Origin of the sequence: Cellulomonas sp. B6 (assembly GCF_001462455.1) — a bacterium.
Taxonomy (GTDB): Bacteria; Actinomycetota; Actinomycetes; order Actinomycetales; family Cellulomonadaceae; genus Cellulomonas.
Genome location: NZ_LNTD01000092.1, coordinates 17,565 through 35,572, shown reverse-complemented (window position 1 = coordinate 35,572; position 18,008 = coordinate 17,565). Strand labels below are relative to the sequence as shown.

The 18,008-nt window shown below is 74.7% G+C and carries 17 protein-coding genes; 9 read left to right on the top strand and 8 right to left on the bottom strand.

Annotated elements, in window-relative coordinates; all coding sequences use genetic code 11:
• The 4 genes from ATM99_RS08910 to ATM99_RS08895 all read right to left on the bottom strand — a co-directional run.
• On the bottom strand, positions 1-1,085 hold a 1,085-nt coding region (locus ATM99_RS08910), incomplete at its 3' end, for a serine/threonine-protein kinase (RefSeq protein ID WP_150118214.1).
• A gap of 51 nt (positions 1,086-1,136) precedes the next feature.
• Positions 1,137-2,144 carry a hypothetical protein gene (locus ATM99_RS08905; protein WP_062102553.1) on the bottom strand — a complete coding sequence of 336 codons (1,008 nt, stop codon included), beginning with the start codon at positions 2,142-2,144 and terminating at the stop codon, positions 1,137-1,139.
• 144 nt (positions 2,145-2,288) lie between these two features.
• Positions 2,289-3,290, bottom strand: a complete 1,002-nt coding sequence (locus tag ATM99_RS08900) for a DUF5692 family protein (protein ID WP_062102552.1) — start codon at positions 3,288-3,290, stop codon at positions 2,289-2,291.
• A gap of 28 nt (positions 3,291-3,318) precedes the next feature.
• Positions 3,319-3,945, bottom strand: a complete 627-nt coding sequence (locus ATM99_RS08895; protein ID WP_062102551.1) for a TetR/AcrR family transcriptional regulator — start codon at positions 3,943-3,945, stop codon at positions 3,319-3,321.
• A 178-nt stretch (positions 3,946-4,123) separates the two neighbouring features.
• Between ATM99_RS08895 and ATM99_RS08890 the strand changes: the two genes are divergently transcribed.
• Both ATM99_RS08890 and ATM99_RS08885 read left to right on the top strand, forming a co-directional pair.
• The gene (locus tag ATM99_RS08890) at positions 4,124-5,851 is read left to right on the top strand and encodes an alpha-glucosidase (RefSeq protein ID WP_062102556.1); all 1,728 of its coding nucleotides are present in this window, start codon (positions 4,124-4,126) and stop codon (positions 5,849-5,851) included.
• 65 nt (positions 5,852-5,916) lie between these two features.
• The gene (locus ATM99_RS08885; protein ID WP_062102550.1) at positions 5,917-6,498 is read left to right on the top strand and encodes a pyridoxamine 5'-phosphate oxidase family protein; all 582 of its coding nucleotides are present in this window, start codon (positions 5,917-5,919) and stop codon (positions 6,496-6,498) included.
• A 16-nt stretch (positions 6,499-6,514) separates the two neighbouring features.
• On the opposite strand, the gene ATM99_RS08880 is transcribed toward ATM99_RS08885, so the two are convergent.
• Genes ATM99_RS08880 through ATM99_RS08870 form a run of 3 tightly spaced genes read right to left on the bottom strand, consistent with a single transcriptional unit; the run spans position 6,515 to position 9,271 of the window.
• On the bottom strand, positions 6,515-7,564 hold the full coding sequence (locus tag ATM99_RS08880) for an NAD(P)/FAD-dependent oxidoreductase (protein WP_062102549.1): 1,050 nt from the start codon (positions 7,562-7,564) through the stop codon (positions 6,515-6,517).
• A 46-nt stretch (positions 7,565-7,610) separates the two neighbouring features.
• Entirely contained in the window at positions 7,611-8,135 is a 525-nt protein-coding gene (locus ATM99_RS08875; RefSeq protein ID WP_062102548.1) for an isoprenylcysteine carboxyl methyltransferase family protein, read from the bottom strand.
• Positions 8,129-9,271 carry a type III polyketide synthase gene (locus tag ATM99_RS08870; protein ID WP_223304922.1) on the bottom strand — a complete coding sequence of 381 codons (1,143 nt, stop codon included), beginning with the start codon at positions 9,269-9,271 and terminating at the stop codon, positions 8,129-8,131. Before ATM99_RS08870 ends, ATM99_RS08875 begins: the two co-directional genes overlap by 7 nt.
• 40 nt (positions 9,272-9,311) lie before the next feature.
• Between ATM99_RS08870 and ATM99_RS08865 the strand changes: the two genes are divergently transcribed.
• A complete protein-coding gene (locus ATM99_RS08865; RefSeq protein ID WP_369798041.1) occupies positions 9,312-10,217 on the top strand; it encodes a UbiA family prenyltransferase in 906 nt (301 codons plus the stop codon).
• Positions 10,218-10,222: 5 nt separating this feature from the next.
• On the opposite strand, the gene ATM99_RS08860 is transcribed toward ATM99_RS08865, so the two are convergent.
• Positions 10,223-10,888, bottom strand: a complete 666-nt coding sequence (locus ATM99_RS08860; protein ID WP_062102546.1) for a hypothetical protein — start codon at positions 10,886-10,888, stop codon at positions 10,223-10,225.
• Between the two features lie 366 nt (positions 10,889-11,254).
• On the opposite strand from ATM99_RS08860, the gene ATM99_RS08855 reads away from it, so the two are divergent.
• From ATM99_RS08855 to ATM99_RS08830, 6 genes are all read left to right on the top strand, one after another.
• The gene (locus tag ATM99_RS08855) at positions 11,255-13,120 is read left to right on the top strand and encodes an acetolactate synthase large subunit (RefSeq protein ID WP_062102545.1); all 1,866 of its coding nucleotides are present in this window, start codon (positions 11,255-11,257) and stop codon (positions 13,118-13,120) included.
• Between the two features lie 13 nt (positions 13,121-13,133).
• Complete coding sequence (gene ilvN, locus ATM99_RS08850) at positions 13,134-13,658, top strand: acetolactate synthase small subunit (protein ID WP_046527871.1); 525 nt, start codon at positions 13,134-13,136, stop codon at positions 13,656-13,658.
• 50 nt (positions 13,659-13,708) lie between these two features.
• Positions 13,709-14,737, top strand: coding sequence for a ketol-acid reductoisomerase (ilvC, locus tag ATM99_RS08845; protein ID WP_062102544.1), 1,029 nt, complete (start codon positions 13,709-13,711; stop codon positions 14,735-14,737).
• Between the two features lie 248 nt (positions 14,738-14,985).
• Complete coding sequence (locus ATM99_RS08840) at positions 14,986-15,522, top strand: ASCH domain-containing protein (RefSeq protein ID WP_062102543.1); 537 nt, start codon at positions 14,986-14,988, stop codon at positions 15,520-15,522.
• A gap of 68 nt (positions 15,523-15,590) precedes the next feature.
• Complete coding sequence (locus tag ATM99_RS08835) at positions 15,591-16,652, top strand: 3-isopropylmalate dehydrogenase (protein ID WP_062102554.1); 1,062 nt, start codon at positions 15,591-15,593, stop codon at positions 16,650-16,652.
• Between the two features lie 132 nt (positions 16,653-16,784).
• Positions 16,785-17,891 carry a branched-chain amino acid aminotransferase gene (locus ATM99_RS08830; RefSeq protein WP_062102542.1) on the top strand — a complete coding sequence of 369 codons (1,107 nt, stop codon included), beginning with the start codon at positions 16,785-16,787 and terminating at the stop codon, positions 17,889-17,891.
• Positions 17,892-18,008: the final 117 nt, after the last annotated feature.

Here is an 18,008-nt window from a genome sequence, read left to right as displayed (position 1 = left end):
AGGACGCGGTCGTCCTCGGGCTGCACGGGGGGCAGCTCCAGCGCCGGCAGCGCGGACGGCGGGGTGGCGCCGGGCGCGACCGACGGCGCGGGTGCGGCGGCCGGCTCCGGGGTCTCCGGGTGCGGCGGCGGGACCGGCCGCACCGCCGCGGACGTCGGAGCCGGTGCGGCCACCGGTGCCTCTGCCGTCGGCGCGGCGGGACGGGGCGACCAGGACCGGGTCTCGGTCGGCAGCGCGAGCAGCGCGGCGTGCACGTCCGCGGCGGACGCGAAGCGGTCCTCGCGCTCGGGGGCGAGGCACCGGTCGACGACCGCGAGCAGCGCCGCGGGCACGTCGTCGCGCCGCACCGGACGCCGCTCGCCCGTGCGCACGCGCCGCAGGTAGCCCAGCGCGGTGTCGTCGTCCGGGTCGGGCGCCGCGAACGGCGCGCGCCCGTCGAGCAGGGTCGAGAGCGTCGAGCCGAGCGACCACACGTCGTCGGCGGCCGTCGGCTCGAGCCCGTCGAGCACCTGGGGCGACGCGTGCCGGTAGCTGAACCGCTCGAGCGACGCGGTGTGCCCGGCGTCGGCCATGCGCGCGATCCCGAAGTCCGTCAGGACGTACGACGTGGGCAGCAGCAGCACGTTCTGCGGCTTGACGTCGCGGTGCAGCACGCCGTGCGCGTGCGCGAACGCGAGCGCGTCGGCCACCGCGGTGCCGGCGGCCACGACCTCCGCGACGGGCAGCGGGCCGTGGCTGCGCAGGCGGTCGTGCAGCGAGCCGAGGTCGTGGAAGTCCATGACCAGGCACGGGTGGCCCTGCGCGGTCGTGCCGGTGTCGAGCACGGTCACGACGTGCGGGTGCTGGCGCCCCAGCCGCACGGTGATCTCGAGCTCGCGCGCGAACCGCGCACGCGTCGCGGGGTCGGTCTCGAGCAGGACCTTGATCGCGACGTCACGGTGCAGCGCGGGCTGGTGCGCGCGGTAGACGACCGAGTCGCCGCCCCGGGCGACCTCCCGCAGGTCGGTGTACCCGGGCAGCCCGAGGTCGACGTCGGCCCGGGTCGTGCGCGCCGGCGTGGGCGCCCACAGCTCGTCGTCGTCCATCGCTCCTCGTCCCCGCCCCGCGCCGGTGCCCGGCGCTCCCCGTGACCGAGACTAGCGGCGGCCGTCGAGCGTGCCGTCGGCCGGACCGGTGAGGCCGTCCCACAGGTCACGGGCGCGCAGCCCGACCTCCTCGGCGCCCGTGACGATCAGCGCACCGGGGGTGTTGAGCATGCCCCACGCGCCGCCGAGGTCGAACGCGGCGTCCATGCGGTCGGTGAACCGGGCGTGGAAGTCGGTGCCCTGCATGGCGTCGTTGGCGGCGGTGCCGACCGCGGTGCCGACCTGCCAGGACGCGCCGAGCGCGGCGCTGCCCAGGCCCCAGCCGGGCACGAACGACCCCGCGCCCAGCACCGCGGACACCGCGTTGTCGACCGTGCCGTGCAGGTCGCCCGCGCCGTGCGCGCGGTACGCGCCGTACGCGTCCGACGCGACGCCCAGCGCGGCGGCGCCCTGCAGCACGCCGCCGACGGCGGGGCCGATGTGCGCGTCCTGCATGATCCCCACGGCCTGGTCGAGCACGCGGTACGACGAGCCGAGCGTGACGTTGTCCCAGCGTCCGAGCGCCGCCGCGACGGCCGCCGCGTCGGCGGCGGTGGTGACGGTGCCGAGCCGGCCGAGCGCGTCGGACACAACGTCGTGCGCCCGGTCGACCTGCGCGCGCACGTCCGCCCACGACGTGCCGGGGCTCGCCGCGGCCCCCGTGCCGGCCGCCACCGGGGCGGGCACGGCCGCACCCGGACCGGTGCCCGACGTCGGGACCGCGCCGCCACCGGGGGCCGCAGTCCCGGTCGCGGCGCTCGCGGACTCCTGCGCGTCGGCCTCGTCGAGCAGCCGCAGCGCGGCCTCCCCGAGCGCGTGCGCGGTCCGGACCAGCGCGGGCACCTGCTCGGTCTGCCATGTGGTGCGGGCGCGGTCGGCGTCGCGGCCGGCCCACGTGAGGGCGTCGAGCCCGCGGCCGGTGCGCTGCGCGCAGGTCACGAGGGTCTGCGCGGCGTCGTGCAGCGCGACGGCCTGCGTGCGCAGCGCGGCGACGTCGGCACCGTGGAACGCGTCGGTCATGGTGGGCCCCCTGGCTCGGGTCGGGTCTGGCAGCAGCCTCGCCGACCGGGCGCGTCGCGGGCGAGCCCCGGCGGGGTGGAACGTTCCGGGACGCACGACGACGCCGGGCCCGGGACGTGCCCGGACCCGGCGTCGCGGGGTGGGTCAGCGCGGAGCCACGGCCTCGGGCGCGGCGGTCGCGCCCGTCGCGGCCGCGACGGGGGCACCGGCACCGGCGAGCCGGTAGCCGGGGATGTTCTCGACCACGCGGCGGTACGCCGGCAGGTCGGTCCACAGCTCGTCGCGCAGCGGGTGCAGGCGGCCCTTGAGCAGCCGGCGCGCCTGGTAGACGACCACGGCGACGTTCGCCGCGAGCGACAGCGCCGACACCGTGAACAGCGCGGCGGGGGAGTGCGACGACTGCACGGAGAACTGCGAGTCGGTGACGAACGCCGGGACGGCCATCGTGAACATCATCCAGAACGCGAGCGTGTGCGCGCGGTGCTGGAGCCACGCGCCACGGCGCAGCCAGAACGCGGGGATCGTGCACGACAGCAGCAGCGCGGCACCGGCGTAGAACGCGTGGTCGCCGACGCAGTTGTAGACGTAGGCGAAGTTCCACAGGTCGTACGCGACGATCCAGAACCAGAGCATGTCCGGCCAGATCATGTCCTTCGTCTTGTCGCGGCTGACGTAGATGCCGACCCAGCCGCAGATCGTCACGATGTTGAGGATGCCCGCGGTGCCGTTCATGACGTTCCACACGCCAGGGACCATCATGACGCCGTCGACGACGCCCTCCTGCATGCCGGACACCTGGAAGTCGCGGATGACGGCCTCGAGGATGTTGATCGACAGGATCGCCGGCGGGAACAGCAGCATCCACTTGTTCGCGGCCAGGCGCGGCACGTACCGGATGAGCATGAAGCCCAGGCAGCCGGCGAGCGCCGAGTACACCTTGACCCAGTGGAACCACGACCCGGTCGACGACCCGGCGCCCGCCGTGTGCGGCCACACGAAGATCGTCAGGACCAGCGGCAGCGCGACGAACAGCGCGAGCCCGGCCACCTTGCCGCGTCGCGAGATCTCGTTGAGGCCGATCAGGCCCGCGAGGACCACGACGAACATCAGTGCCTGGATCGGCGTGATGCTCTCGAACAGGAACATGTCTCTCCTTCGACGTGCGCCCTGGCCGCTATGACGCGGCAGGGTCGTTGGGGGCCAGCCGCAGGGTCTGCCGGACGAGCGTGGCGAGCACGTCGTCGGGGGTGTCCGGCTGGGAGCGGACGAGCGCGATGAGGCCGTGCACGAGCACGACGAACGTGGCGCGCACGTGCGCGATCTGGATGGTGTGCCGCGCGGCGTAGGCGGGGATCGTCGTGACCTCGAGGGTGTCGACGAGCGCCTCGACCGCCCGGTCGAGGAACTGAACCGAGAGCGCGGCGTCGTCGAACCGCGGCAGGGGCGTCGCGGTGCGGGGGCCGGGGCCGTCGCCGCGCCGCCGGGTCGGGACGTGGCGGCGGAACAGCGCGACGCACTCGACGACCGCGCCGTCGACGTCGCCGGGGCGGCGGGCCGCGTCCCACGCGCGCAGGTCGGCGACGAAGTCGTCGATGCAGGCGTCGATGACGAGGCCGACGAGCGTCTCCATGTCGCCGACGTAGTGGTAGACGAGCCCGCGGGTGACGCCGACGCGGTCGGCGACGTGCTGGAACGTCGTGCTGCGGACGCCCTGCTCGGCGAACAGCGTGCGTGCGGCGTCGACGATCTCGTCGCGTCGGACGTCGGGGGCCTTGACGACCCGTCGCTGCGCGGTGCTCATGGGGAGGACGCTATTGACGGTGTGTCAACGAGTCGGGGGACCGAGGTCCCGGGATCGCCCGGACGGCCCAGCGCGGCGTCGGGTGCTCCGGGCGCCGCGGCGGACGACGTGCGTCGCGCCCGGCGCCGTGCGAGCGTCGGACCGTCCCCACGACGCCCCGGGCGAGGAGCTGCCGCGCATGACCTTCACCGTCGACGACGCCCCCTGGTGGACCGGTGCGGTCGTCTACCAGATCTACCCGCGGTCCTTCCAGGACTCCGACGGCGACGGGGTCGGCGACCTGCGGGGCGTGCTGCGGCGCGTCGACCACCTCGCCGAGCTGGGCGTCGACGTCGTGTGGTTCTCGCCGCTGTACCGCAGCCCGCAGGACGACAACGGCTACGACATCAGCGACTACCAGGACGTCGACCCGCTGTTCGGGACGCTCGACGACCTCGACGACGTGGTCGCGGCGCTGCACGCGCGCGGCATCAAGGTCGTCATGGACCTCGTGGTCAACCACACGAGCGACGAGCACCCGTGGTTCGTCGAGTCGCGCGCGTCGGTCGACTCGCCGAAGCGCGACTGGTACTGGTGGCGGCCGGCCCGCGACGGCATGGAACCGGGCACCCCCGGCGCCGAGCCGACCAACTGGGCGTCGTTCTTCTCCGGGCCCGCGTGGGAGCTCGACGAGGCGACCGGCGAGTACTACCTGCACCTGTTCAGCCGCAAGCAGCCCGATCTCAACTGGGAGAACCCCGAGGTCCGCGAGGCCGTCTACGCGATGATGCGCTGGTGGCTCGACCGCGGGGTCGACGGCTTCCGCATGGACGTCATCAACCTCGTCTCCAAGGTCGTCGACGACGACGGCGGGCTCGCCGACGGTCCCGTGACGACCGGGGCGCTGGGCGACGGCACGGCGCAGTACACCAACGGCCCGCGCCTGCACGCGTACCTGCAGGAGATGCACCGCGAGGTCTTCGAGGGGCGTCGCGACGGCCTGCTGCTGGTGGGGGAGACCCCGGGGGCGACGGTCGACGACGCGGTGCTGCTCACCGACCCCGCGCGCCGCGAGCTCGACATGGTGTTCACGTTCGAGCACGTCGGCCTCGACCACGGCCCGGGCGGCAAGTTCGACCCCGTGCCGCTCGACCTGCGCGACCTCAAGGCCGTCCTGGGCCGGTGGCAGGCGGGCCTGGCCGAGCGCGGCTGGAACTCGCTCTACTGGGACAACCACGACCAGCCGCGCGTCGTGTCGCGGTTCGGCGACGACGGCGCGCACCGCCGCGACTCGGCGACCATGCTCGCGACCGTGCTGCACCTGCACCGCGGGACGCCGTACGTCTACCAGGGCGAGGAGCTCGGCATGACGAACGCGCACCTCACGTCGTTCGACGAGTACCGCGACATCGAGTCGGTGCGGTGGGCCGCCGAGCAGCGCGCGCTCGGGCACGTGCCCGACGAACGGCTGCTGGCGGGGCTCGCGGCCATGAGCCGCGACAACGCCCGCACGCCCGTGCAGTGGGACGCGACCGCGCACGCGGGCTTCACGACCGGCACGCCGTGGCTGCCCGTGAACCCGAACCACGTCGAGGTCAACGCCGAGGCCGAGCGCGCCGACCCGCGCTCGGTGTTCCACCACTACCGGCGGCTGGTCGCGCTGCGTCACGAGGACCCCGTGGTGCGGCTGGGCGACTTCACGATGCTGCTGCCCGACGACCCGCACGTCTACGCGTTCGAGCGCTCGCTCGACGGCGCGCGGCTGCTCGTCGTGGGGAACTTCACCGGCGACGAGCGCACGGTCGAGCTGGGGGAGGGGTGGCACGACGCGTCGCTCGTGCTGGGCAACCTCGCCGAGCCCTCGGCGGTGGTCGCGGGGCGCGTCACGCTGCGCCCCTGGGAGGCATGGGTGCGCCGCGCCGCGTAGGGCGGTGCGAGCCGCAGGGCGGACGCACGACGCCGCGCTCGGGCGGTCGGTGCCACCATGCGCGCATGGGCAAGGTGCACGAGCACATCGGTGAGCGCATGCGCACGTGGCTGCTGGCGCAGCACGTGTTCTTCGTCGCGACGGCCCCCAGCGGGCCTGGCGGTCACGTCAACGTGTCGCCCAAGGGGGTCGGCGGGACGTTCGCGGTGCTCGACGAGCGCACGGTCGCGTACGTCGACCTGACGGCGTCGGGCTCGGAGACCATCGCGCACCTGCGCGACAACGGGCGGATCACGCTGATGTTCTGCGCGTTCGAGGGCCCGCCGGACATCGTGCGCCTGCACGGCCGCGGCCGGTTCGTGACGCTCTACGACGAGGGCTTCGACGACCTGCTCGGACGGTTCGAGGGCGGCCTGGACGAGTCGCGTGGCGCCCGCGCGGTCGTCGTGGTCGACGTCGAGCGCGTCTCGGACTCCTGCGGGTACGGGGTCCCGCTGATGTCGCACGTCGGCGAGCGTGACCTGCTGCCCCCGTTCATGGAGCGCAAGGGCGTCGAGGGGCGCGCGGCCTACCGGCGGCTCAAGAACCGCACGAGCGTCGACGGCCTGCCCGGGTTCGACATGGACCCCGAGCCGCCGGACGCGTGAGACCGCCGCGCCGCGGTCACCGGGCCAGGCGCTCGACGACCCCGCCGAACAGCGCGGGCAGGCGCCGCGCCGCGGGCACGAGGGCGGGCCGCAGCGGCGAGCCCGCCCACGCGACGAGCCCCGTCGTCAGCACGCGGTACTCGCGCGTCGCCGCGCGCCACGCGCGCTCGTACGCCGCCGGGTCGTCGAGCGTCGCGACGGCCGCGCGGGCCTGCGCGAACCCGACGCGCAGCCCCTCGCCCGTCAGGGCGTCGACGTAGCCCGACGCGTCGCCCACGAGCCGCACGGGCCCGAGCGTGCGACGCGTCGCACGCTGCCGCAGGGGCCCGGCGCCGCGCACGGTGCTCGCGGGGGCCGCGCCGGCGAGCCGGTCCGCGAGCTCGGGCAGCGCGGCGAGCGTCGCGTCGAGGTCGGTGCCGCGCGGGCCGAGCACCGCGACGCCCACGAGGTCGTCGGCGACGGGCGTCACGTACGCCTCGGCGTGCGCTGCCCAGTGCACCTCGACGAGGTCGGTCCACGGGGCGACGCGGTAGTGCCGCCGCAGGCCGTAGCGGCGTCGGCCCGCGACGCGCTCGCGGGCGCGCTCCGTCGGCGGCTCGGCCGCGGGCTCGAGCCCCAGCCGGCGGCGCACGGTCGAGTGCAGGCCGTCGCACGCGAGCAGGTGGCGGGCCGTCAGGCCGTCGACGTCGACACCCGCGGGCGTGATCCGCACGTCGTGCGCGCGGCGCGGCACGACGACGACGCCGAGGTCGGCCGCGAGGGCACGCAGCGCGTCGTGCAGCACCGTGCGCCGCACGCCGCGCCCGGGGGCGCCGCGGAACGCGTGGTCGACGTGACCTGTCGCCGTGCGGTAGCTGATCCCCGCGATCACGTGCCCAGCCGGGTCGAGGTCCCACGCGCGCAGCAGGCGCAGCGCACCCGGCATCAGCCCCTCGCCGCAGGCCTTGTCGACCGTGCCGTCGCGGGGCTCGAGCACGACCACGTCGAGCCCGCGGCGGCGCGCCTCGACCGCGGCGGCCAGGCCCACGGGGCCGCCGCCCACCACGAGCACGTCGGTGTCCGTCACGGCACCGGCCCGCCGCGCGACGGCCGCGCCGCGCGTCGCCCCGCGCTCACGCGCCCACGGTCGCCGCGCGCAGCGCGCGCTCCTCCGCGGGGATCCGGTACCGCGCCAGCAGCACCGCGTTGAGCAGCGTGAACACGAGAGCCGTGACCCAGGCCGTGTGCACGAGCGGCAGCGCGATCCCCTCGACGACCACCGCGACGTAGTTCGGGTGGCGCAGCCAGCGGTACGGCCCCCGGTCCACGAGCGGCAGGTCGGGCACGACGATCACGCGCGTGTTCCACCGCGGCCCGAGCGTCGCGATGCACCACCACCGCAGCCCCTGGCTCGCGACGACGAGCGCGAGCGCGGGCCACCCCAGCCACGGCAGGAACGGCCGGTCGGCGACGAGCACCTCGACGACGCACGCGACGAGCAGCGCGGTGTGCAGCGCGACCATCGCGGGGAAGTGCCCGCGGCCGCTCTCGACACCGCCGCGCGCGAACGACCAGCGGGCGTTGCGCGTCGACACCACGAGCTCGGCGACGCGCTCGACGGCCGTGAGGCCGACGACCACCAGGTAGAGGGTCAGCACCCGTGTCCTCCCGTGGACCACTCGAGCAGCACCATCTCCAGGCCCACGCCGGGCCCGAACGCGAGCAGCACGCCGGGGGAGCCCGCGGGCGTCCCGGCACGCAGCGTGCGGTCGAGCACGTGCAGCACCGACGCGGACGACAGGTTGCCGACGTCGGCGAGCGACGCGCGGCTCGCGTCGAGCGCGTCGCTGGGCAGGCCGAGGGCGTCCTGCACGGCGTCGAGGATGCGCGGGCCGCCCGCGTGCACGACCCACCGCGTGACGTCGCCCGGCTTGCGGCCGTGCGCCGCGAGCAGACCCTCGACGTCGGCCGCGACACCCGCGCGCACGACGTCGGGCAGCCCCGCGGACAGCACGATCCGGAACCCCGAGGCGCCGACCCGCCAGCCGAGGTGGTCGGCGGTGCCCGGGTAGAGGCGGCTGCCGACCGCGACCACGCGCGGGCCGGTGGTCCCCGCCGCGGCGGGGTGGTCGTCGCCGACGAGCACGGCCGCGGCGGCGCCGTCGCCGAACAGGCCGCTCGCGACGAGGTTCGCGGGGCTGGGGTCGTCGGGCTGCAGCGTGAGGGAGCACAGCTCGACGCTGACGACGAGCGCGACGTCGTGCGGGTGGCCCGTGAGGTGGTCGTGCGTGCGGGCGAGCGCGGCCGCGCCGCCCGCGCACCCCAGGCCGAAGGACGGCACGCGCGTGACGTCGCGCCGCAGGCCGAGCCGGTCGACGAGCAGCGCGTCCACCGACGGGGCGCCGACGCCCGTGACGGACGTGAGGAACACGAGGTCCACGTCCTGCGCGGACAGCCCGGCCCGGTCCAGCGCGTCGGCCGCGGCGCGCGCGGCGAGCTCGGTGGCCAGCTCGAGGTACAGGTCGTTGGCCTGCCCGAAGTCGCGGACCTCGCCGTACCGCTCGAGGGGGAGGGCGAGGTGCCGCGTGCGCACGCCGCAGCCGGCGTGCAGGCGTCGCGCGAGCGCCTCGGTGCGTGCGTCGCCCGCGGCGACCAGCGGCGCGACGACGTCGAGGATCTCCTGCTGCGAGCGCGGCGGCCCCGGCAGCGCGGGGGCGACGGCCAGCAGGTGCGACATCCCGGCATCGTGGCACGCGGCGGCGGTGCCCGCGCGGGGGGAGCCCGGGTCGTGCAGGGGGCGCGCGCAGGGCGGCCCCGCGGGTTAGCGTCGCGTCGTGCGCGAGCCGTCCACGACCACCGACCCCGACCGGGCGGTGCGTCGCGACCGGTCCCGGCGGGCCGCGCCCGGCAGGACGCTCGCGGGGCTGGTCCGCGCGGCCCACGCCGGACCGACGGTGGTCGTCACGGGCCTGTCGACGGCCTTGGCGGCCGGGCTCGCGGCGCCGCCCCGCACCGTGCTGCTCGTGCTCGTCGTCGTCCTCGCGGGCCAGCTGTCGATCGGCTGGTCGAACGACTGGCTCGACGCCGCGCGCGACCGCGCCGTGGCGCGTGCGGACAAGCCGGTCGTCGCGGGGGCCGTGACGGAGCGGCTGCTGCGCGGCGCGGCGGCCGCCGCGGTCGTCGTGTCGGTGCTCGCGTCGCTGCCGACGGGAGTGCTCGCTGCGGGCACGCACGCCGTCGCGGTCGCGATGGGCTGGGCGTACAACCTCGGGCTCAAGGCGACCGCGGCGTCCTGGCTGCCGTACGCGGTCGCGTTCGCGCTGCTCCCGGGGTTCGTCGTGCTCGCGCTGCCCGGGCCGGGACGGCCTGCGGCGTGGCTGCTCGCGGTCGGTGCGCTGCTCGGCGTGGGCGCGCACCTCGCGAACGTCCTGCCCGACCTCGAGGACGACGCCGCGACGGGCGTGCGGGGCCTGCCGCACCGGCTGGGTCGGCGCGCGACGAGCGTGCTGGCGCCGGCGGTCCTCGCGGTGGCGGTCGTGGTGGCCGTGCTCGGGCCGCCGGGGTCGCCGCGCGGTGCGGCCGCCACCGTCGGGGCGGTGGCGGTGCTGACCGGGGTCGTCGCCGGCCTCGTCGGCCTGCGCCGCGGGCGGAGCCGGCTGCCGTTCACGCTCGCGATGGTCGTGGCCCTGCTGTGCGTCGCCGTGCTCGGCCTCTCGGGGACGTCGGGCGCCGTGGTCTGACGGGGTCAGCGGTCCTCGACGTCGACGACCACGCGCACGGGGTCGGCGAGCACCAGGACCCGGAACGCGCGGGGTCCGTCGTCGACGCCGACGAACGAGTCCGTCATGCCCTCGAACGTCAGGGGTCGCACCACGTGCTCGACGTCGCCGTCGTCCGGTCGCAGGTCCTGCGAGAACTCCTGCGGCCCGCCCTCGGTCGGGTAGGTGGTGCCCACGAGCGTGACCTGGAGGACCGCGTCGCCGTCGACCTCGCGGACCGCGCCGCTCGGGTCCTCGACCGCGCGCTCGACGTACCGCACGCGGTAGCCGGGCGTGCCGGTGCCGCCCTCGAGCTGGTAGACGACGCGGTCGTACCCGTCGTGCTCACCCGTGCGCACGCCGGTCACGACGTAGAGCGAGGCGTCGCCCTCGGACGTGAGCTCGGTGCCGGGCGCCGCGAAGCCGTCGAGCCCGTCCGTCGGCTCGGCCGCGTCGGGCGTGCCGGCGTCGGGTGCCGTGGGGTCGGTCGGCGCCGGTGCCGGGGACGGGGTGCCCGTGGGGGTCGGTGTGACGGCGACGGTCGTCGTCAGGGTCGACGTCGGCGTGGGGTCGTCGGCGCACGCCGCGAGGACGGCGCTCAGGCCGAGCGTGGTCGCCGCGGCGAGCACCCGGCGGACGGTCGTGGTGGTCATCGGTGGCCTCCCTGTCGCGTGCGTCCCACGCTAGGGACCGACGGGGCGCCCCGGGGGACGGGACCCGCCCGCGCGCGGTCCCGCCGGTCCCGCGTTCCACGGCATGGACGTGTGAACCACGATGTGAGACGGGACGTGAGGGATGTGACACCCGCTCGGGACAGGCGTAGGGTCGCCGACGTGCAGATGATCCTCGTAGTACTTCCTGAGCGCGCCGGCTGACGCCACCGCACAGGTCGCTCGTCGCGCGCGCTCGCCCCTCGTCCATCCCGGTGCCCGGGTCGAGGGGCTTTTTCGTGCCCGGCAGCCGTCCGGCGCACCCCGCACCGGACGACCACACCCGCACTCGACCCGCAGGAGACGACGATGGCTCAGGGTCCCCATCCCGCACCACCGCGCGCTGCCGTGCGCCCCGTGCGCCCGGCCGCCGAGGCGACGCCCCGGCAGGGTGACGCGCCGGCGGCCGACCGCCGCATCGGCCCCGAGAAGGTCACGGGCGCGCAGTCGATCGTCCGGTCCCTCGAGGAGGCGGGCGTCGAGGTCGTGTTCGGGATCCCGGGCGGTGCGATCCTGCCGACGTACGACCCGCTCATGGACTCCTCCCGTGTGCGGCACGTGCTCGTGCGCCACGAGCAGGGCGGCGGTCACGCCGCGGCGGGCTACGCGTACTCCTCGGGCAAGGTCGGGGTCACGATGGCCACGTCGGGTCCCGGTGCGACCAACCTGGTGACCGCGATCGCCGACGCCAACATGGACTCGGTTCCCATGGTCGCGATCACCGGCCAGGTCGGTGCGTCGATGATCGGGACCGACGCGTTCCAGGAGGCCGACATCGTCGGCATCACGCTGCCGGTGACCAAGCACAACTACCTCGTCACCGACCCCGACGACATCCCGCGCACGATCGCCGAGGCGTTCCACGTCGCGTCGTCCGGGCGCCCCGGCCCGGTGCTGGTCGACATCGCGAAGTCCGCGATGCAGGCGCAGACGACGTTCTCGTGGCCGCAGGAGATCAACCTGCCCGGCTACCACCCGGTGACCAAGCCGCACGCCAAGCAGATCCGCGAGGCCGCGCGCCTGCTCGCGACGTCGCGCCGGCCCGTGCTGTACGTGGGCGGCGGCGTGATCCGCGCCGGGGCCTCCGACCTGCTGCGCCGCCTGACCGACGCGTCCGGCGCCCCGGTCGTCACGACGCTCATGGCCCGCGGCGCGCTGCCCGACTCGCACCCGCAGCACCTCGGCATGCCCGGCATGCACGGCACGGTCGCCGCGGTGGCCGCGCTGCAGAAGGCCGACCTCGTGGTCGCGCTCGGTGCGCGGTTCGACGACCGCGTCACGGGTCTGCTGGCGTCGTTCGCGCCCGGCGCGACGGTCGTGCACGCCGACATCGACCCCGCCGAGATCGGCAAGAACAAGCGCGCCGACGTCCCGATCGTGGGCGACCTGCGCGAGGTCATCGCCGACCTGCTGCCCGAGCTCGAGCGCGAGCACGGGCAGCACGGCAGGCCCGACCTCGAGGCGTGGTGGAAGCAGCTCGACGACTGGCGCGAGACGTTCCCGCTGGGCTACGACGAGCCGACCGACGGCCTGCTCGCGCCGCAGCACGTCATCACGCGCATCGGCGAGATCTCGGGCCCCGAGTCGATCTTCGTCTCGGGCGTCGGGCAGCACCAGATGTGGGCCGCGCAGTTCATCCGGTACGAGCGGCCCGGCTCCTGGGTCAACTCCGGCGGCCTGGGCACGATGGGCTTCGCGGTGCCCGCCGCGATGGGCGCGAAGGTCGGCGACCCGTCGCGCACGGTCTGGGCGATCGACGGCGACGGCTGCTTCCAGATGACCAACCAGGAGCTCGCGACCTGCACGATCAACGAGATCCCCATCAAGGTCGCGGTGGTCAACAACAGCTCGCTCGGCATGGTCCGGCAGTGGCAGACCCTGTTCTACGAGTCGCGCTACTCCAACACCGACCTGCACACCGGTCACGGCACGGCGCGTGTCCCGGACTTCGTCAAGCTCGCCGACGCGTACGGCGCGGTGGGCCTGCGGTGCGAGACCAAGGCCGACGTCGACGCGACGATCAAGCGCGCGATGGAGATCGACGACCGCCCCGTGGTGGTCGACTTCACGGTCTCGCGCGACTCGATGGTGTGGCCGATGGTCGCCGCCGGCGTCAGCAACGACGCCATCCAGTACGCGCGGGGCATCAGCCCCGCGTGGGACCGCGAGGACTGAGGAAGGAACCGCGATGACCCGCCACACCCTGTCCGTCCTCGTCGAGAACAAGCCCGGCGTGCTCACGCGCGTCGCGGGGCTGTTCGCGCGCCGGTCCTTCAACATCCACTCGCTGGCCGTCGGCCCGACCGAGCACGCCGAGATCAGCCGCATCACGGTCGTCGTCGACGTCGACGCGCTGCCGCTGGAGCAGGTGACCAAGCAGCTCAACAAGCTCGTCAACGTCATCAAGATCGTCGAGCTCGAGGACGCGGCGTCGGTCCAGCGCGAGCTGCTGCTCGTCAAGGTCAAGGCCGACGTGTCGCAGCGCACGCACGTGCTCGAGGTCGTGCAGCTGTTCCGCGCGCACGTCGTCGACGTCGTGCCCGACACGGTCGTCATCGAGGCGACCGGTGGCCCGGGCAAGCTCGACGCCCTGCTGGCGGCCCTGGAGCCGTTCGGCATCCGTGAGATCGTGCAGTCCGGCACGGTCGCCATCGGCCGCGGCTCGCGGTCCATCACCGACCGTGCGCTCGAGCGCGTGAGCCGGTCCGCCTGACCTTCGTCCAGACCCCACCCTGCCAAGACACACCACCGAGGAGATCCACCGTGGCTGAGCTGTTCTACGACGACGACGCCGACCTGTCGGTCATCCAGTCCAAGAAGGTCGCCGTCATCGGCTACGGCAGCCAGGGGCACGCGCACTCGCTCAACCTGCGCGACTCCGGCGTCGACGTGACCGTCGGCCTGCGCGAGGGCTCGGCGTCCCGGGCCAAGGCCGAGAACGAGGGCCTCGCGGTCGCCTCGGTCGCCGACGCGGTCGCCGGGGCCGACGTCGTCGTGATCCTCGCGCCCGACCAGGTGCAGCGCATCGTCTACCGCGAGGAGATCGAGCCGAACCTCAAGGACGGCGCCGCGCTCGTCTTCGGCCACGGCTTCAACATCCGCTTCGGCTACATCAAGCCGGCCGCGAACCACGACGTCCTCATGGTCGCGCCCAAGGGCCCGGGCCACCTGGTGCGTCGCGAGTACGTCGACGGGCGCGGCGTGCCGGTCATCGTCGCGGTCGAGCAGGACGCGTCGGGCGGCGCCTGGGCGCTCGCGCTGTCGTACGCGAAGGCCATCGGCGGTCTGCGCGCGGCGGGCATCAAGACGACGTTCACCGAGGAGACCGAGACCGACCTGTTCGGCGAGCAGGCCGTGCTGTGCGGTGGCGTGTCGCAGCTGATCCAGTACGGCTTCGAGACGCTCACCGAGGCGGGCTACCAGCCCGAGGTCGCGTACTTCGAGGTGCTGCACGAGCTCAAGCTCATCGTCGACCTCATCTTCGAGGGCGGCATCACGAAGCAGCGCTGGTCGGTGTCGGACACGGCCGAGTACGGCGACTACGTCTCGGGCCCCCGCGTCATCACGCCCGACGTCAAGGCGAACATGCAGGCCGTGCTCGCGGACATCCAGAACGGTGCGTTCGCGGAGCGCTTCATCACGGACCAGGACGCGGGTGCTCCCGAGTTCCAGGCGCTGCGCGAGAAGGGCCAGAACCACCCGATCGAGCCGGTCGGCCGCGAGCTGCGCAAGCTGTTCGCGTGGGTGAAGCCCTCGGACAGCGACTACACGGAGGGTTCGGCGGCGCGCTGACCGCAGGTGGGGGTCGCGCGGCACGTTCGTCGCCGCGCGGCACCCGCCGTAGGTCAGGGGGTCGGCGCACCCGACCACGGGCACCGAGGGCAGCGCGGCGCGCTGACCCCACCACCCCCACCGTCGAGAGGGCGATCCAGCAGCGGCTGGATCGCCCTCTCGCGGCTGGTGGGGGTGCAGGTCGCCGCGCGGCGCGCGAGGATCGCTGGGCGGGCGCGCCGCCCGTGACCTCGACGGAAGGGTGCACGATGACCGAGCAGCCGGTGATCCCGGACGGCACGCAGGACACGCGGATCGCGGACTTCTGGGACGCGGCGCGCGGGCACCTCGGGTGGGGCAAGCTCGACCCGGTGATGGGCGAGACGGTCGACGGTGCGGTGGCCCCGCCGGCCTGGTCGTTCGGCGCCGACCCGGTGACCGCGGACGCGCTGCTGGAGCTCGTCCTCGCGGGGCGCAAGACGGCGACGTCGACGGCCCTGGCGGAGCTGACGGCGGCCGACGCGCCGCTGCCGCGCGTGGGGGACGTGTCGATCGTGCTGGACTCCCACGGGGACCCGCGCGCGCTGCTGCGCACGACCGCCGTCGAGGTCGTGCCGTTCGACGCGGTCGACGCCGAGCACGCCGCCGCCGAGGGCGAGGGCGATCTCGCGGCCTGGCGGAGCGAGCACGAGGCCGTGTGGCGGCGCTCGCTGGGGGACGCGGCGTTCTCGCCGACGACGGACGTGGTCACCGAGCGGTTCGAGCTGGTGTACCCGACGACGGGGGCGGCGCCCGCCGTCGACTGACCCGGCCGACGGCGTCCACCTGTCGAGACGTGACGTCCGAGGTGTGGACCGGTGGCTACGCTGGCGGCATGGCTGACACGACCCCTCCCACGTCCCTGAACCTGGCCGTCGTGGCCGGCGACGGCATCGGGACGGAGGTCGTGGAGCAGGGGCTCCTCGTCCTGGAGCAGGTCCTGCACGGTACCGGCACCACGGTCCGCACGACCGACTTCGACCTCGGCGCGCGGCGCTGGCACGCCACGGGCGAGACCCTCACGGACGAGGACCTCGCGGCGATCCGCACGCACGACGCGATCCTGCTGGGTGCGATCGGCGACCCGGGCGTGCCGTCGGGCGTGCTCGAGCGCGGTCTGCTGCTCAAGCTGCGCTTCGCGCTCGACCACTACGTCAACCTGCGCCCCAGCAAGCTCTTCCCGGGCGTCGCGAGCCCGCTCGCGGCCCCCGGCGACGTCGACTTCGTCGTCGTGCGCGAGGGCACCGAGGGGCCCTACGTCGGCAACGGCGGCGCGATCCGCGTCGGCACGCCCGCCGAGGTCGCCAACGAGGTGAGCGTCAACACCGCGTTCGGCGTCGAGCGCGTCGTGCGCGACGCGTTCGCCCGCGCCGCGGCGCGCCCGCGCAAGAAGCTCACGCTCGTGCACAAGCACAACGTGCTCGTGCACGCGGGCCACCTGTGGCGCCGCACCGTCGAGGCCGTCAACGCCGAGTTCCCCGACGTCACGGTCGACTACCTGCACGTCGACGCGGCGACGATCTTCCTCGTCACCAACCCGTCGCGGTTCGACGTCATCGTGACCGACAACCTCTTCGGCGACATCCTCACCGACCTGGCCGCCGCCATCACGGGCGGCATCGGCCTCGCGGCGTCGGCCAACATCAACCCCGACCGCACCGCGCCGAGCATGTTCGAGCCCGTGCACGGCTCGGCCCCCGACATCGCCGGCCAGGGCAAGGCCGACCCGACCGCCACCGTCCTGTCGGTCGCGCTGCTGCTCGACCACGTCGGCCTGCCCGACGCCGCGCGCACGATCGAGGCCGCGGTCGCCGCCGACATCGCCGAGCGCGGCGACGGCCGAGTACGGTCGACGGCCGAGGTGGGCAAGGACCTCGCCGCACGCGTCGCCGGCTGACGCCCCGCACGGGGCTGGCCGACGACGCCGCGCACGACGAGCGTCCGTCGGTCCGCAGGCGCGCGCCTGCACCCTGTCCACCCGGCCGTCCGCACCGGTACCGTCGACGTCGACCCTGGTGAAAGGCCCCCGATGAGCACCCTCACGACCCCCTCGTCCGCCGCGTTCGCGCTGCACCGCACCGACCGCCCCGTCCCGGACGCCGAGCGCGCGGCCGCGCTCGCGTCGCCGCGCTTCGGCACGGTCTTCACGGACCACATGGCCCGGGTCTCGTGGACCCACGCAGACGGCTGGACCGACCGTCGCGTCGAGCCGTACGGCCCGCTGCAGCTCGACCCCGCGACCGCCGTCCTGCACTACGCGCAGGAGATCTTCGAGGGCCTCAAGGCGTACCGGCACCCCGACGGCAGCGTGTGGTCGTTCCGCCCGGAGGCCAACGCGGCACGCTTCGCGCGCTCGGCGCGGCGGCTCGCGCTGCCCGAGCTGTCCGAGGCGGACTTCCTCGGCGCCATCCGCGCGCTCGTCGAGGTCGACCGCGAGTGGGTGCCCTCGGGCGAGGAGACGAGCTTGTACCTGCGGCCGTTCATGTACGCGTCCGAGCGGTTCCTCGGCGTGCGGCCGTCGCTCGAGGCCGAGTTCCTCGTGATCGCGTCGCCCGTGGGCCCGTACTTCGCGGGCGGCGTCAAGCCCGTGTCGATCTGGGTGTCGCAGCAGTACCACCGCGCCGGGGCGGGCGGCACCGGCGCGGCCAAGTGCGGCGGCAACTACGCCGCGAGCCTGCTCCCGCAGCAGGAGGCGTACGCCAAGGGCTTCGAGCAGGTCTGCTTCCTCGACGACCGCACGGGCACGCAGCTCGAGGAGCTCGGCGGCATGAACGTGGTCGTCGTGCGGGCCGACGGGTCGGTCGTGACGCCGCCCGTGTCCGGGACGATCCTCGAGGGCGTCACGCGCTCGTCGATCCTGCAGCTGCTCACCGACGCGGGCCACGAGGTGTCCGAGCGGCCGGTGCTGCTCGAGGAGCTGCGCCGCGACCTGGCCGACGGCAGCGTCACCGAGGTGTTCGCGTGCGGCACCGCCGCGGTGATGACGCCGATCGGGCGGCTCGCGAGCGACGACTTCGACCTCGTGGTCGGTGACGGCGAGGCCGGACCGGTGACCATGCGCATCCGTGCCGAGCTCACCGACGTGCAGTACGGCCGGTCGGCCGACCGGCACGGGTGGATGCACCGCCTCGTCTGACCGCGCCGCCGTGCGGCGGGGGCGACCCCGCCGCACGGCCCTCCCCGGCGGCTGTTCCGCATGATGGACCGCCTGCCGCACGGGGACGGCCTGTGCGACGATCACCCTGTGACCCGC